Source organism: Photobacterium rosenbergii, assembly GCF_033022775.1.
GTDB lineage: Bacteria > Pseudomonadota > Gammaproteobacteria > Enterobacterales > Vibrionaceae > Photobacterium > Photobacterium rosenbergii_A.
This window is the reverse complement of sequence record NZ_JAWJZI010000001.1, coordinates 93,838-108,817: the sequence shown is the minus strand read 5'-3', so window position 1 is coordinate 108,817 and position 14,980 is coordinate 93,838. Positions and strand designations below refer to the sequence as shown.

14 protein-coding genes are annotated in these 14,980 nt (G+C 44.2%); 7 read left to right on the top strand and 7 right to left on the bottom strand.

Annotated elements, in window-relative coordinates:
- The first annotated feature begins 149 nt into the window (after positions 1 to 149).
- Together R2X38_RS00435 and R2X38_RS00430 are read left to right on the top strand one after the other, a co-directional pair.
- Positions 150 to 1,478, top strand: coding sequence for a transcriptional regulator (locus R2X38_RS00435; RefSeq protein WP_317520011.1), 1,329 nt, complete (start codon positions 150 to 152; stop codon positions 1,476 to 1,478).
- A 54-nt stretch (positions 1,479 to 1,532) separates the two neighbouring features.
- Positions 1,533 to 1,907, top strand: coding sequence for a hypothetical protein (locus R2X38_RS00430; RefSeq protein ID WP_317520010.1), 375 nt, complete (start codon positions 1,533 to 1,535; stop codon positions 1,905 to 1,907).
- Positions 1,908 to 2,331: 424 nt separating this feature from the next.
- On the opposite strand, the gene R2X38_RS00425 is transcribed toward R2X38_RS00430, so the two are convergent.
- Both R2X38_RS00425 and R2X38_RS00420 read right to left on the bottom strand, forming a co-directional pair.
- Positions 2,332 to 2,658, bottom strand: coding sequence for a peptidylprolyl isomerase (locus tag R2X38_RS00425; RefSeq protein WP_317520008.1), 327 nt, complete (start codon positions 2,656 to 2,658; stop codon positions 2,332 to 2,334).
- Between the two features lie 185 nt (positions 2,659 to 2,843).
- Positions 2,844 to 3,536 carry a VC0807 family protein gene (locus tag R2X38_RS00420; protein WP_317520007.1) on the bottom strand — a complete coding sequence of 231 codons (693 nt, stop codon included), beginning with the start codon at positions 3,534 to 3,536 and terminating at the stop codon, positions 2,844 to 2,846.
- 229 nt (positions 3,537 to 3,765) lie between these two features.
- Between R2X38_RS00420 and R2X38_RS00415 the strand changes: the two genes are divergently transcribed.
- Positions 3,766 to 5,310, top strand: coding sequence for a glutamate synthase-related protein (locus tag R2X38_RS00415; protein WP_317520006.1), 1,545 nt, complete (start codon positions 3,766 to 3,768; stop codon positions 5,308 to 5,310).
- 78 nt (positions 5,311 to 5,388) lie between these two features.
- Positions 5,389 to 5,928 carry a hydrolase gene (locus tag R2X38_RS00410; protein ID WP_317520005.1) on the top strand — a complete coding sequence of 180 codons (540 nt, stop codon included), beginning with the start codon at positions 5,389 to 5,391 and terminating at the stop codon, positions 5,926 to 5,928.
- 72 nt (positions 5,929 to 6,000) lie between these two features.
- On the opposite strand, the gene R2X38_RS00405 is transcribed toward R2X38_RS00410, so the two are convergent.
- Positions 6,001 to 6,762, bottom strand: coding sequence for a DmsC/YnfH family molybdoenzyme membrane anchor subunit (locus tag R2X38_RS00405; protein ID WP_317520004.1), 762 nt, complete (start codon positions 6,760 to 6,762; stop codon positions 6,001 to 6,003).
- A gap of 136 nt (positions 6,763 to 6,898) precedes the next feature.
- Entirely contained in the window at positions 6,899 to 8,329 is a 1,431-nt protein-coding gene (locus tag R2X38_RS00400) for an MDR family MFS transporter (RefSeq protein ID WP_317520003.1), read from the bottom strand.
- Between the two features lie 229 nt (positions 8,330 to 8,558).
- On the opposite strand from R2X38_RS00400, the gene nagA reads away from it, so the two are divergent.
- Entirely contained in the window at positions 8,559 to 9,683 is a 1,125-nt protein-coding gene (gene nagA / locus R2X38_RS00395) for an N-acetylglucosamine-6-phosphate deacetylase (protein WP_317520002.1), read from the top strand.
- 173 nt (positions 9,684 to 9,856) lie between these two features.
- The gene (locus R2X38_RS00390) at positions 9,857 to 10,744 is read left to right on the top strand and encodes a LysR family transcriptional regulator (protein ID WP_317520001.1); all 888 of its coding nucleotides are present in this window, start codon (positions 9,857 to 9,859) and stop codon (positions 10,742 to 10,744) included.
- Between the two features lie 71 nt (positions 10,745 to 10,815).
- Here R2X38_RS00390 and R2X38_RS00385 read toward each other — a convergent pair whose 3' ends face one another.
- Positions 10,816 to 11,118, bottom strand: coding sequence for a hypothetical protein (locus tag R2X38_RS00385; protein ID WP_317520000.1), 303 nt, complete (start codon positions 11,116 to 11,118; stop codon positions 10,816 to 10,818).
- A 292-nt stretch (positions 11,119 to 11,410) separates the two neighbouring features.
- On the opposite strand from R2X38_RS00385, the gene ltaE reads away from it, so the two are divergent.
- Positions 11,411 to 12,421 (top strand): low-specificity L-threonine aldolase, encoded by a 1,011-nt coding sequence (gene ltaE / locus R2X38_RS00380; RefSeq protein ID WP_317519999.1) that lies wholly within the window; start codon positions 11,411 to 11,413, stop codon positions 12,419 to 12,421.
- A 113-nt stretch (positions 12,422 to 12,534) separates the two neighbouring features.
- On the opposite strand, the gene R2X38_RS00375 is transcribed toward ltaE, so the two are convergent.
- A complete protein-coding gene (locus R2X38_RS00375; RefSeq protein WP_317519997.1) occupies positions 12,535 to 13,188 on the bottom strand; it encodes a hypothetical protein in 654 nt (217 codons plus the stop codon).
- 233 nt (positions 13,189 to 13,421) lie between these two features.
- Positions 13,422 to 14,810 (bottom strand): sodium:proton antiporter NhaD, encoded by a 1,389-nt coding sequence (gene nhaD, locus R2X38_RS00370; protein ID WP_317520878.1) that lies wholly within the window; start codon positions 14,808 to 14,810, stop codon positions 13,422 to 13,424.
- Positions 14,811 to 14,980 lie beyond the last annotated feature (170 nt).

The following is a 14,980-nucleotide window of genomic DNA, read 5'->3' as shown; positions in this document are numbered from 1 at the left end:
TTTGTCTTTTTGATGAGTACAGTTATGTTTTTTTAAGTGGTCGCAAATCTTGATGTGTGGCAAAATCACCCAAATAAATAGAGACTTATATCAATATTTACTTTTTAATATTCCTTTTATTTAGACAACTATGACACTGAGTGCACTTCATGTCTGAGAAAGTTAAAGCTACGGCTCACATAGCACAAATTTCAGAGAATTATTTCTTTGACTGCGAAAAAAAAACGCTATTCACAACGGTTGGTAGTATTTCTCTAAATAGAGCAGAAAAAGGTGTTCTCTACAAACTGATCATTGAGGCACCGAACATGGTCAGCAAAAAAGAATTACTCTCTGCGGGCTGGGTAAGAAAAGAGGTGGCCGAGACTTCCCTTTTTCAAACCATTCGGACTTTGCGAATTAAACTCAAAGAAAAAGAAGTTGGTCAAGTCATTGAATTAGTTCCTCGCTTAGGTTATCAAATTAAAATCCAGCGATTTGTGTCGAATGAAGAGCTTTGCGGCATTACAGATATTCCAAAGCCAGTTAGAAAGAAAACGTATTTACATAACAAGCGTTATCTGATCACGGGATTAATCATTGCCGCCTTTGGCGTATTGGCTGCTTTGCTCTATACAAACTGGCCAACTGAATATAAGTACAAGCTGATAAATGACAACAAAAACAACACCATTATCTTTTTGTCAATGAAACAAGATGACTTTGATTACTTGCTGCAAGCCAATGAACTTTTTTTCAAGCCAGCCAATCTAGATAATAAGCTAATGTTCATCCACAAACTTGATGACGAGTTTTCTATTGCCATTTGCACTAAAACACCAGATGGCTGTGATATTGATACAGCACACGCGATTAGCTTCAAACACTCGGAGCTCAGTACATTATGGGAGCTACTTGATAAATACCTCCCACAGGTACCACCATTGGCGGCAATGAATGTACTAAAGGATAATACCACCATGCAATCTGGTGTTAAGTCCTATAATATATTCCTTGAAGATGGTTACTTTACTACGAACCTATCACACCACTTCGTTAATCAAGTTGACGATTCCACTTGGCTATTTACCTCAATTAACTACCGTCCTAATAGCGATCAAAGTGAATACATTGCAGCCTCTTTCCGTGGCGGACGTGCAATTATGGAATCTGAAAGTAAAATGCCCTTCCTCATTACAGTAACCAATTACCCAGAGTACTTCTATTGGGTACTTAGCTCAGCAGATAAAGCCAAACTCGGTATAAAACCACCCGGCCCGCTAGAGACACTGACAAATGATTTTTATGTAGATGTTGAACAATACATTAGCTACCTGCTTTACCGCCAACCCCACCTCCAGCTGTGGCTATCTGAAGGCTATGGATTCCATTGGTTTATCAAAGAAGGAAGTAATGACAATGTTTTCAACCGATTCATCCTCGGAGATAAATGCTCTAAGCTGTCAATTGTTTTTGAAAACAAGCCAGCCTGCCCCTGAACACCATTTTTCAAGTTGGTATATAATTACCAGGTCACTCTGAGAGGAGGTTGTATGATAAGCGATACTAATGTGCTATTTCTTCTCGGACTCTTGTCAATGCACTCACAGGCTAACAGCCAGCTCGAAAAAGCTGCCGATGAAATCTGTTTCTGCCTTGAGGTACCCTACCAACAGGCTGAAAAATCTCTACGTCAACTTAATGGTGCACAAGCATCTAATGATCTAGATAAAGTGACAAGGTCACAAGATGAGATGATGGCCACTATCAACGCGTCCACATTATGTCTGGAGTATTTTCGTCAGCTGTATCCAGACATTGCTAAAGATGTCACACTGCACGATAGAACATTAAGACTACTTGATACCAAGTGCCCCAACCCTTTATCTGCACAATCGCTACCTTCTTCTACCGAATATAGTGAGTGATAACACTATTGCAGTGAATGCAAAATGTAAATACTATGTTAACAAAACTACAGGTGGCCAGTGTTATTCAAGGAAGGGGAAAATTAATGCATATAAAACAAGGTATATATCTTTTTTTCTACCATCTTAGGACTTTCTTTGAGCTTACGTTCAAACCTTTATTCGGTCTCATCACTGTAGGTTTGCTCCTCTCTGTGATCTTAATCCAATCGCCAGCAACACTAGTTGAGGGAAGCTTGGTGTTAGCAGGCTGTATTATAACGGCTCTTTGGATCACTCTCGTTCGGTATTACTATTCGGCTATTTTAAGATGGTCAGACACTCGTCAAAGTAAAGCTGCAGTCATTGAGTTTCCTCGCCAATCAGATAACTGACAAGCCACAAAAAAGGCGCACAATGCGCCTTTTTTCAACTAAACACTGCACTAAACTGTGTACAGCACCTTGATGACATGCCAACCAAATTTAGTCTTTACGACTTCTGGGATCACGCCTCGAAGCTCAGGCGACTTCAACTTAAGTGCTTCACTGGTGCTGATCGCTTTATTCGAAAAAACGGCTTTATCGAACTGCGGCACCATCTGGCCTTTACGGAATTCGCCCAAGTCCCCGCCCTTCTTACCAGATGGACACGTTGAGTGCTTCTTCGCTAAAGCCTGAAATTTGGCACCTTTCTTCAGTTGCTGAAGAATATCCTCAGCCAGTTCTTTGTGTTTCACCAAGATATGTAAAGCATGCGCTGTGCGAGCCATGGACTACCTCATCATTCAATGCTGCCATTGCAGCACGACTAAATCTATCTTGCCCTTACATACAGCAATATACGTAAAAGCGATTGGCCTGAACTATACACGTCTCTTGCTTTGCAACCAACTTGGGATTTATTCAGGTACAAAAAAGCCAGCAGATGTGCTGGCTTTCTATCCAAAACTGACTGCTATTCTTGTTCAGTCTTGAGAATTTCTGCAGTTTCTAGCTGCGTCATCTGACGTATCTGACGCCACATATAGAAGAAAATGCCCATCATCATCAGCATTGATGGAATAGCAATCGCCGGATAGCTTACCAAGGTCAAACGCCCCAACTCTTCATTGAAGGCCTGAGTACCTGCAGGGCTTGTCACAATCATCTTAGCCAACACGTAGTTCATCACAGATGAAAAAACGAAGGTTCCTGCAAACAAGTAGTTTGAAGTCAGTAAACGGCGGTCAAAGTCACTCTTTCGGCCGAACTCATGCAGCTTTTGATTGATAAGAGGGAGATTCAAAACCGTTTCGTTAAACAGCATCTTGCTAACAACTGGGTATTTAGTGAATGTTGAAGCAAACACACCGATACCGATAAGGCCTGGGATCAACGCTTCTTTCACTGCTAACCATTTCGGGTCAAGTTGCAAAAGGCCGATACCGCCAGTCAGCAACACACTGACAAAACCTAACAACGAGATAAAGTTAAACTTTTTGTACTTAATCAGCTCATAGCCACCCAGTACAACCGGAAAAGCCAAAGCAACTAAAAGTGCGCCAACAGAGCCAAGGTATTCATCACCACTGAGCTTCATTAGTACAACTGAAGGCACGATGACATTAAAAATCAAATCGTTAAAAGGGCTAGCTTTCTTTTCCGTCATAATATTTTACAAAGTTCTCTAAACGTAAACATCTGCATTGTTCCGTGAAATGCGTCAACTGTAAAGTAGCTGACCGTTACAAAAGATTAAATCCCCTATTCGATTTAAGCAAAGCTATCGTGTATTTCCAATTGATAGAACATTTTCCGCACCATTGCCAATTATGCAAATATGCCTATCGTCTCCCATACTTTGAGCATCCTTGTGCCTATATTTGTTGGAGCGTTAGATGAGTAAGCCCGTGGTTGCTAATATCAAGCCGAGCAAAGTTAACCTGGAAAAAGGTCAAACCTATTACTTCTGCACCTGTGGACGTTCTTCAAAGCAGCCATTCTGTGATGGTTCTCATCAAACCACTGATTTTAAGCCTATGAGCTTCAAAGCGGAGAAAGATGGCGATGCTTTCCTTTGTGCTTGCAAGCATACTGGGAACGCCCCTTTTTGCGATGGAACCCACCAGCAATTCGGAGATACTGACATTGGGCAAGAGGGCCCCGGCGTTAGATCCAGTGCTGATGAACTACCTCCTGCCATAGCGACCAAAGAAGAACCCACCGTCGAATACATCCATCAACTCGCCCGAGAAGGCTTAACTAATCTTGGCCATCACGGCGCGATGACCGCCATGGGGGTACCTAGATATAAACTGCCTGATTGGGATGATATACAGATCATGGTGGCACAAATGGCCAGTAAACCACTGATGGAAGATGCCAAGGTGGGCACAGAGCTAGTCATTGGTCCCAAAGCGAAAAAGCCACTGGTATTAAGTATGCCACTTTTCGTGTCGGACATGAGTTTCGGTGCACTGTCAGAAGAAGCCAAAACAGCGCTGGCAATGGGGGCTGAGAAAGTTGGCACTGGGATTTGCTCAGGCGAAGGTGGCATGCTCGCAGAGGAGCAGCAAGCCAACAGCAGGTACTTCTATGAGCTTGCCAGCGCTATGTTCGGCTATCACGAAGGCTTATTGAAGAAAATCCAAGCCTTTCACTTCAAAGGCGGACAAGGTGCAAAAACCGGCACAGGCGGTCACCTCCCTGCGATTAAAAATACCGGTAAAATAGCCAAGACCCGATGCCTAGAAGAAGGGACGGATGCAATCTCCCCGCCTACATTTAAAGATCTCAAAACTCCCCGTGACTTTGCAGCATTTGCTGAAAATGTAAGAGTGATCACTGGCGGGATCCCTATTGGGTTTAAGCTCAGTGCAAACCATATTGAACGAGATATGGGATTTGCACTAGAAGCAGGTGCTGATTACATCATTCTCGATGGTCGCGGTGGCGGTACCGGTGCCGCACCTGAAATTTTCCGCGATCATATCAGTGTGCCTACCATTCCCGCCTTAGCCCGGGCTCGATATTTCCTCGACAAACAAGGCATGACTGGCGACGTAACACTCATCATTACGGGTGGTTTGCGTACACCGACAGATTTTATCAAAGCCTTGGCCCTTGGCGCTGATGGTATTGCTCTAGCGAATAGCGCCATGCAGGCAATAGGCTGCGTTGGCGCGCGGATCTGTAATACCAACAACTGCCCTGCCGGTATTGCCACCCAGAACCCAGAGCTTCGTAAAAAGCTCGACCCCAACATTGCCGCTACCAAGCTTGCTAACTTCTTAACTGCATCAACGGAATTAATGCAAGTAATGGCCAGAGCCTGCGGTCATCATCATCTCAACCAGTTCAACCAAGATGATTTAGCCACTTGGAATAGTGACATGGCCAAGCTTGCAGGTATTGAATATTCAGGCTTTAAACAACGTGAATAGGAATTTTGCGAAGGTGGCCTTTTCAATCTCGCAGAAATTCCTATATGGTAAAAGCTTAACTAATGAGTGGATATTCATATGCTTACAACAAACGATACAGCACTTGTGATAGTTGATGTCCAGGGTAAACTGGCTCAAATTATGGATAACAAAGAAACGCTTTTCAAAAGTTTGGAAACCGTTGTCAAAGGCGCCAAGATTCTGGATATCCCGATTATCTGGGTTGAACAAATTCCACATAAGCTAGGACCAACGATTCCACAGATTTCAGATCATCTCCATGATCACACCCCAATCGCAAAAAATAGCTTTAGCTGTTATCGCGAACCTAAATTTGTCGAAGCATTAGCAGCATCAGGCTGTAAGAACGTTGTTGTCGTCGGTATCGAAGCCCATATTTGTGTTTACCAAACGGTTCGCCAACTACTTGAAGCAGATTATCATGTCGAGGTTGTTGCCGATGCTGTATCGTCACGCAACCCAACGAATAAACAGGTCGCCCTACAGAAGATGCAACAATTTGGTGCGTCTTTGACGACTGCTGAAATGCTGATTTTTGAACTTCAGGAAGTTGCCGAAGGTGAGCGATTTAGGGAAATTCTCAGCGTTGTGAAATAGCTACTTAGCTTGTAAATACAAAAACCGCGATGCCAGTGTAAATAATGACATCGCGATTTTCTTTTTGGCTCGCTAATAACCAACCCCGGCAAAATATGACGAGAAACCAATCAAAGCCAACGCAAAAGTCATTACACTCATAACAGGCTTGCTCTTTGTAACAATAGGCATATACCAAACCCCCACGGCTGCCAGCAATAAGCCCAGACTCACCACTTGAGCAATGAAAGGCATGATTGCCCCACCCGTTTCAATTTGACTCGATAGCTCCCCTAGCTGCGGCAAACCTGTCAGCAAACAAATCATTGCGGTAACTGCGCCGGCAAGGGGGAAAACCCGATCAAACTCAACGACTTTGTGCTTAGCTCTGATAAGGCAGGCATGGGCAAGTAGCGTCCCCCCGCATAGTGTTGTTGCCAAAAAGTGCGAGGCGACAAGCCATTGCTCACTGCGCATCATCAAACCATTAAGCAAATAGCCAGTACCTACAACAACGGCTAGGGCCAAACAGCATTTACGAAAAGCCTCTGAGCCTACCAAGGCTTTTTCAGCAAACCAGTACATCAAAGCGGAGGCAAAAAATGTGATAGCTATAAGTGCTTCAAAACCAAGGCTGTAACCATCAGCGGGGTTCGCAAGCATCAAATTGAGCTCGCGCAGCAAGAGTGCACAAAATAGCATGAGCCATAAAACAGGCATGGTGCGATGAAGTCTATCTGCTTGACCGAAACACAGCTTGCCCGAAAACAGCGCTATACCTAGAACAATAAATGCACCAATTGCCAATTGGGTTAACACACTAGAAAGAATTAATGGCCACTCAAACCATGCCATGACTCACCTCGTCGCCACACTATGTGACGATATTTAAAACATAAGGCGGCGTATTGTGCCTGACAGCAATAATTTGTCCACAAAAAAGCCCTGCTAGCAGGCCAACAGGGCTATCAAATCGATATGAATGGTGGGATTAGTCTAAGCTCTCTGGCTTATTTGACCGCTCTGGCTTATAGGAACGCTTGGGCTTAGCGACATCATTAGACAGCGGCTGAGCTTTCAAACATACCATCGCCACCACCAAAGAAACCAAAGCAACAATCACCAAACCGCCATAGGTCATAGTAAAGCCTTGGCCCAGGGCGATTGAATCAAATTGGGCAAGGCCATCCGTGCCTCCTTCACCTACAAGAACAGGTACTTTGATATGAAATAGCGCTGCACAAAATGCAACACCAATCGCACCACCGAATTCACGGCCATAACCAAACATAGAAAGCCCTATCCCCCGATCCTGAGGAGGGAGTACATTCTGCACCACAACATTCAAGCTCGGCAATGTCAGTCCCAAGCCCAATCCGGCAAATGCCAATGCAACCGTCATCAACAAACCTTGATAGAGGAGAAAAACTGCAGCAACGGACAGCGCAAAGCCCAAAACCACCAGGGATTTATACAAGCCCGTTTTGGCTATTCGCTTACCACCTAGGTATGCCCCACTGGTAATGCTCATCATAAACACCATCATGATAAGACCACTTGCTGACGCCGTCATGCCATGCTGCCATTGCATTTGCAGAGGTAAATACACCAATACCGCAAACATCAGAAGCTGCGAACACATGATGAGCAACACACTGATAAGATATCCGGGAAGGTTAAACAAACGTGCAGGAAGAATAGGATCGGATACCCGCTTCTCTACAACCATGAACATTATCATGACAACAACTGTTGCAATAATTAAGCTAGCTTGGCTGATCGCAATATCCGGTGACATCAACAACAGCAACAATGTGGTAATGGTCATCAACAAACCGGCACCCGCCCAGTCAAAGCGGCTATCCCGCCCTTTGCTCAAATGCTTGAGATTAGTATTGATCATCCACAAGGCCACGGCACCAAGAGGTAGATTAATCCAGAAAACCCAGCGCCAACTGAGATGTTCGGCGAAGTATCCGCCCAACAGCGGCCCTGCAATACTCGACGCAGCGTACACTGCTGAGATATAGCCCTGGTACTTCCCGACTTCACGGGCTGGAATACAGTCTGCAATAACCGTGAATGCCAGCGCAATCAGACCACCACCACCAATGCCTTGTAATACCCTCGCCGCCAACAAGGTTGGCAAGTCTTGGGCAATCGCGCAGGCAACGGAGCCCAACAAGAACAATGCCACGCTGATATTGAGCATCTTGACCCTGCCAAAAATATCACTCAACTTCCCGTAAACGGGCAATACCGCCGTTGCTGCCAACAAATAGGCGGTGACTACCCAGGTCAGGGCTTGTCCGGCTCCTAACTCTTCACCAATAATTGGCAGTGGTGTTGTAACAATACTTTTCTCTAATGAACCCAGCGCAATAACCAATGCAACGCTGGCAAAAATCGTTTTAGGCGACATATGCTCTCCTATGAATGCGCCACAAGGATAAATCAAACATTTGATTACGAAAACAGAAGATTATGGAGCATAAGCTCTCATTAATATCTCGCAGGGCATTGACAAACGCCATCCATTGCTCTAACTTATTTTTTAAACAAAAATAAGTTAGAGCAATCTTACACAGATTTGCTTATTCGCCAGGTTACGCATTCACTTATTCTATACCGCTTCAAGAGTTGGGACGCCTATGTACGCTATCACAAATATTAATGTTTTTAACGGCCAAGATATCCTTGAGAACCAAGCAATTATTGTAAATGGCGATACCATTGAGGCCATCGTTCCAATGGACAATGCTAACTTACCGGAAACGGTGCATGATGGTCAGAATCTGACTGCAACAGCGGGTTTTATTGACCTGCAGCTCAATGGCTGTGGTGGCGTAATGCTAAATGTCGATATTTCAAAGCAAACGCTAGATACAATGAATGAAACCAACATTCAGAGTGGTACCACACAATACTTACCAACGCTGATCACCAGCAAGCATGAGACAATGTGCAAAGCAGTAGAGCTGGTTGCTGGTATAGAGAATCATGAAAACGAAGGCATCATCGGTTTACACCTTGAAGGCCCATTTATTAGCAAAGAAAAAAAAGGCGCTCATGACGAAAGCCACATTCGTATCCTGGATGAGTTAACGGCACACTACTTAGCTGATAATGCCAAGCATATCTCCGTGGTTACTCTTGCTCCGGAAAACACGTCCCAGGAAGTTATCGATATTCTCAATAATGCGGGAATCACTGTCTCACTGGGTCACACCAATGCCGACTATCACCAGCTAACAGCCAAGAATAACCTCAAAATGGCTACGCATCTATATAATGCCATGACTCCTCTCGGCTCCCGTGAGCCTGGTACCGTCGGCTATATTTTCGATAAAAAGCCCCATGCTGGCATTATCGTCGATGGTATTCACTCTTCGTATGCATCCGTTCGGATTGCCCACCAGCAACTAGGTGAAAAACTATTTATGGTTACCGACGCCGTGGCCCCCGCGGGTACTGACATGACGGAATATAACATGGCCGGGACCATCGCCTATGTCACTGACGGAAAGTGTCATTACGCCGATGGAACCATTGCAGGTGCAGCTATCACAATGATTGAAGGGGTCAAAAACCTCATTCAGCATGTAGGACTCAGTCGTGCAGAAGCCCTTCGTATGGCTAGCTTATACCCTGCAAAAGCCGCAGGTATTGACGACCAGTATGGCCTGCTATCACCTGGCTATAAAGCCAACATCACGTTGCTAAACGATCACAATGAGGTATGCGCTGTCTACCAGATGGGTACCAAACGCTTGTAACACTGACCTCATAGATTTATTAACACTAGATAACTAAAGCTATATTTCTGACCTAATATCAAAGCCCTTTCTTAACACGTCAAGCAGATACCTGTCTGGGTATCTGCTTGACGTGCTTGATAATCAAATGGTACTAATCAACTAACTTAATCTTTCACAGTTCATTATCTGCCATGCTAAATACCCAATGGCTGCATACTTTTATTACCTTGGTTGAAGTCGGCCACTTCACACAAACTGCAGAAAAACTCTTCATGACCCAACCGGGCGTCAGCCAGCACATCAAAAAGCTCGAAGAGCAGGCCGGTACACCACTTATCAAGCGTGTAGGTAAACGATTTGAACTCACACCTGCGGGTCAACAGCTTTACCAGTACGGTGTAAAACGACAAGAAGATGAAAAACAATTACTGGGACAACTATTGGCAGATGATCCTTTAAGTGGTGAATGCTACGTGGCTTGCTCGGGCTCGCTAGCTATGTTTCTCTACCCCCACTTACTTCATCACCAACAAAACCACCCTGCTATCAGTATTCATCTAGAATCAGCACCGAATCATAGGATCATAGAAGGGATCAAGAGTAGCCAATTTGATATCGGGATCATTACTCATTCATTGGATGATCCGTATTTTGAACAATCGGAAATAGGACAAGAAGCGCTCTGCCTCGTAGTGCCTGCCAACTATCCAGACGAGAAGTTAGACAAAGAATCTCTCTACTCGTTTGGGTTCATTAATCACCCTGATGGAAAGCACTATCTCCAACAGGTACATATGGCAAATTTCACTGATAGTCATTTTGACTTTAACAAGATTACAAAATCAGGTTATATCAATCAGCTCAATCAAATCCTACTACCGGTTTCAAAAGGACTTGGCTTTACTGTATTGCCAGAAAAAGCGGTTAGTCAGTTTAGTTATCAAGATAAAATCAAAACGCTCCCTCTAGCTAACACTGTTAAACAAGAGTTGTATTTACTCAGGAAACAACACCGTCCTCTTCCTAAACGCTATCAGCATATTATCGCGACCATTACCCTGCTACTGAGTCAGGATTAAACGCCAAGAAAAAATCCTGCTTTCCAAGCAGGATTAAAAGAAAAGTCGTCACACCTAATGTAGATAACTCGCTATAGATCACGCATCAAAATTTCATATTCTTCCTCAGCAAGTTCTATCAACTTGGCGAGTTCTCGTGCATCAGCACTCGACAAAGGCAAGTGCCATTGCACATCATCCTTTTGCTGCTGACTTTTGCAAACAAGTTCCGTTTTTTTACCTTCCGAATAGAAATAGAGCTGATCAAATTCACCACTCAAATGGCTATTTTGTTCAAGAATATTAACTTCAAGTTCGCCAACCGGACTTACGGTGACATCCGCATGCAATCTTGATTCTCCAGGTAAAATGAAATGCCTATGCTCAGCCAACATATGACAGCCTCCTATCTGACCTACGCCATGGATCTTCGCTCCAGCAAACCTACAACGTAAAATTGCTGAATAACGCTGCAAAGCAACGCCCCCAGTCTTGCTTCATCTTAAGTCTAGCTAAACCAGCAGGCAGAAAATGAAAATTCACGAAAGGATAACAATTATTCAATCATTTTCTTGCTCGGTATCAAATTTTCGCTATCCGAGCAAAATCATGGCATAGATTTCTATTCACTTTGTTTTGTTTCTGGCAAAGTGTTAAACGCAAACTGTATAAACCAAGGAAGTAGCCATGATAGATTTTCGTTCTGACACCGTCACCCGCCCGACACAAGCCATGCGTGATGCAATGGCCAATGCACTGGTTGGTGATGACGTGTATGGTGACGATCCTACCGTTAATGATCTAGAGCAATGGGCAGCAGAGCGTCATGGTTTTGAAAGTGCTCTATTTTGCAGCTCTGGTACACAAGCGAATTTATTATCGCTAATGGCACACTGTGAACGCGGTGATGAATACCTATGCGGCCAGCAGGCCCATAACTATATGTTTGAAGGTGGTGGTGCAGCTGTTCTCGGCTCAATACAGCCTCAGCCTATTGAAAACGAAAAGGATGGTACGATTCCTTTTACTAAACTCGCAGCTGCCATTAAGCCGGATGATGCGCACTTCGCGCGTACCCGCCTTCTGAGCCTTGAGAATACAATTAATGGTAAGGTACTGCCTTTGTCATATATGGCTCAAGCAAGAGAGTTTGTAAACCAGCATAACCTCAAGCTGCACTTGGATGGCGCTCGGGTCTATAACGCGGCAGTCGCTCTTGGAGTCGATATCAAAGAAATTAGCCAGTACTTTGACTCTATGACAGTTTGCCTGTCTAAAGGACTAGGTGCACCCATTGGTTCTCTGGTACTCGGCGACAAAGCCTTTATTTCACGTGTCCGACGTTGGCGAAAAGTGCTAGGTGGCGGCATGCGTCAGGCTGGCATCTTGGCCGCTGCTGCTAAAATCGCATTGACTGAGCACGTCGATCGTTTGGCTGATGATCATACCAACGCGAAAACACTAGCTGAAGGCCTTAATCGCGTCCCCGGCTTTAAGGTCAATACCGATGTTGTCCAAACCAACATTGTGTTTGCCAAAGTCGATCCAACTATCGACCAACCGGCACTGGCTGCAAAGCTAAAAGAAAAGGACATCATTATCACCCCTGGAAACCCAATGCGACTGGTCACCCATATTGATATTTCTGGTGACGATATTGATACTTTCCTGAAAGAGCTGGATATTGCCCTAGCTTAATTAGCAGAGCTTGAGGGTGTAACTCTTCCCTAAATGTAAAGGCGCTTAATGTTAATACCATTAAGCGCCTTGTATAAACCATTGTTAAAGTAATGTTTAAGTGTGACGTATTGCTAGAACCGATAGCCAAGGCTGACAGATGAGATGCCGTGCTCTACCTTGATGTCACCATCATCCACTCTGGTTGGTGCAACTAATCTCAGTCCCAGTTCCCACTTCTTGTAGTTAACCACCGTCCCTAGATGGGAGTTGAATCCAAAGCCAGATGAGTCAAACTTAATTTGACTATTATCCGCATTTTTTAACTTCCCATCAGCATTGAGATAATGAACACCAGCACCAAGCTCTATGCGCCAACTTTTACACGTTGAGCAGAGTTTACGATCGCCCCATTGGTAAAACAGCACCGGCGTAAAACTAACTGAATACCCCTTATAATCCCCGCCATTAAATTGGTCATCATCATCGTCATCATAATCAAGATCAAAGTAGCTTGCTGATAACTCTGTGTGGTAACCCCAGCGGGTCGTTTCAGAGAAAAAATACGGCGATTGTATAAGGGAGATAACGGGTGTGACCAAATTTGATGAATTAAACGGAATGTCGTTAAACTCTCCGTCCTTGGATATATCGACATTACCTGTGCTTTTTGCGACACCTAATTTTACACTAGGCACCCTAAAAAAGGTTTCCAAGTCCATTGCATGGGCAAGAGATCCCGAACAAAGCGTCAATGCGCCAACTACATAACATCCATATTTCTTCATGCGCCATTCCTATGACTACTACAGCTTATAATATACCCAAGCTACTTCAAGATAGATGTAACTTGGGTATATATAGTTAAGCACGACAATTACCCAAAAAAAAGCCCAGCAAATGCTGGGCTTACATTTCATTATTCTTTAGTGATGTTCTACACACTTTCTAATTACTATCTTTTGCTTCCTCGTGCAATATTTAATCACTCCACTTCATGAGCAAAATTAGGCTACTGTTTTTAGAATAAATGATTGTTTATCAATAAGTGACATAAGATGCTTGCCACATATCCTAGTGCAATTACGGGCATCCACTTCAAATGCCCAAAGAAAGTATATTTACCATGTGCGGCCCCCATTAGGGCGACACCTGCTGCAGAACCAATCGACAGTAAGCTACCACCGACACCGGCAGTCAAAGTCACCAATAGCCAGTTGCCCAAAGACAGTTCCGGCTGCATCGTCAATACGGCAAACATCACAGGAATATTATCGACAATCGCGGACAATAATCCGACCATCACATTAGCCCAGACGGGATTCCATTGAGAATACATGACCTCAGAAACCAAGCCGAGGTAGCCTAATAAACTCAAGCCACCCACGCACATCACGACACCATAGAAAAATAATAATGTATCCCACTCGGCATGCGATACCCGCTTAAAGACATCAAACGGCACTACTGAACCAATACGTTTCAAAGCTTCTTCGTCGTTGTTCGCTATCGCCAGTGCCGTTTTCCTCTCTAGTGAACGCGGTAGGGTTTTACGAAGGTAGAAACCGAAGAACTGCAAGTAAGCCAAACCCATCATCATGCCAATCACCGGAGGGAAATGGACCCAGGCATGGAAACTAACAGCCGTTGCAATTGTCATGATGAATAGGAACACAATACGTCTTGCTCCTCGCTTCAATTCTACATACTCGCTGGTCGTATTAGGTCGCGTCTTAGGCACAAAGAACGACATAATAAGCGCAGGGATAAGGTAATTGACCAATGCTGGAATAAACAAATCGAGGAACTGGGTAAATGCCACCAAGCCCGCCTGCCATACCATCAAGGTCGTGATATCACCAAAGGGGCTAAATGCCCCGCCTGCATTAGCCGCTACAACAATATTAATACAGGCAATATTGATAAATCGAAGGTTACTCCCCCCAACTTTCATTACTACTGCGCACATCAACAGTGCTGTTGTTAGGTTATCGGCGATGGGTGAGATAACGAAAGACAAGAAACCAGTCAGCCAAAATAAGCTTCTGAAGTTAAAACCTTTACTGACCATCCAAGCTTGTAACGAGTCGAACAAACGACGCTCTTCCATCGCACTGATATATGTCATTGCAACCAGTAAGAACAGCAATAACTCAGCATATTCCAATAGGTTGTGCTCTAATGCCGATTTTGCCAGTTCAATTTGCCCTTGCTGTTGATAAACAAAACCTATCATCAGCCAAATAATGCCTGCGGCTAATAGCACCGGCTTCGATTTTCTCAATTGAAGGTATTCTTCCCCCATCACTAGGCAATAGGCAAGACCAAAAATAATCAATGAGGCATAACCCACTGTAGACTGGGTTAGATCAGTGCCCGATACCGCAGCAAAAGCACTGCTTGATGCCATTAGGGCTACTGCAACACCCCCAATTAACATACTTCCTCGTAACCATTTCATTCGCGACTCAACTCCCTGAGTGATTAATCTAGCGATAGTCTACACATTCCTTGAAGACATTTACGTGAACCAATCCAATATGTTAGTAAATATTACAACAGACAGTTAACATCAAACAA

What these genes read in the sequence shown, in the direction of transcription:
- R2X38_RS00435 (WP_317520011.1), top strand. Translation starts at nt 150, where the DNA reads ATGTCTGAGAAAGTTAAAGCTACGGCTCACATAGCACAAATTTCAGAG.
- R2X38_RS00430 (WP_317520010.1), top strand. Translation starts at nt 1,533, where the DNA reads ATGATAAGCGATACTAATGTGCTATTTCTTCTCGGACTCTTGTCAATG.
- R2X38_RS00425 (WP_317520008.1), bottom strand. Translation starts at nt 2,658, where the DNA reads ATGGCTCGCACAGCGCATGCTTTACATATCTTGGTGAAACACAAAGAA.
- R2X38_RS00420 (WP_317520007.1), bottom strand. Translation starts at nt 3,536, where the DNA reads ATGACGGAAAAGAAAGCTAGCCCTTTTAACGATTTGATTTTTAATGTC.
- R2X38_RS00415 (WP_317520006.1), top strand. Translation starts at nt 3,766, where the DNA reads ATGAGTAAGCCCGTGGTTGCTAATATCAAGCCGAGCAAAGTTAACCTG.
- R2X38_RS00410 (WP_317520005.1), top strand. Translation starts at nt 5,389, where the DNA reads ATGCTTACAACAAACGATACAGCACTTGTGATAGTTGATGTCCAGGGT.
- R2X38_RS00405 (WP_317520004.1), bottom strand. Translation starts at nt 6,762, where the DNA reads ATGGCATGGTTTGAGTGGCCATTAATTCTTTCTAGTGTGTTAACCCAA.
- R2X38_RS00400 (WP_317520003.1), bottom strand. Translation starts at nt 8,329, where the DNA reads ATGTCGCCTAAAACGATTTTTGCCAGCGTTGCATTGGTTATTGCGCTG.
- nagA (WP_317520002.1), top strand. Translation starts at nt 8,559, where the DNA reads ATGTACGCTATCACAAATATTAATGTTTTTAACGGCCAAGATATCCTT.
- R2X38_RS00390 (WP_317520001.1), top strand. Translation starts at nt 9,857, where the DNA reads ATGCTAAATACCCAATGGCTGCATACTTTTATTACCTTGGTTGAAGTC.
- R2X38_RS00385 (WP_317520000.1), bottom strand. Translation starts at nt 11,118, where the DNA reads ATGTTGGCTGAGCATAGGCATTTCATTTTACCTGGAGAATCAAGATTG.
- ltaE (WP_317519999.1), top strand. Translation starts at nt 11,411, where the DNA reads ATGATAGATTTTCGTTCTGACACCGTCACCCGCCCGACACAAGCCATG.
- R2X38_RS00375 (WP_317519997.1), bottom strand. Translation starts at nt 13,188, where the DNA reads ATGAAGAAATATGGATGTTATGTAGTTGGCGCATTGACGCTTTGTTCG.
- nhaD (WP_317520878.1), bottom strand. Translation starts at nt 14,810, where the DNA reads ATGGCATCAAGCAGTGCTTTTGCTGCGGTATCGGGCACTGATCTAACC.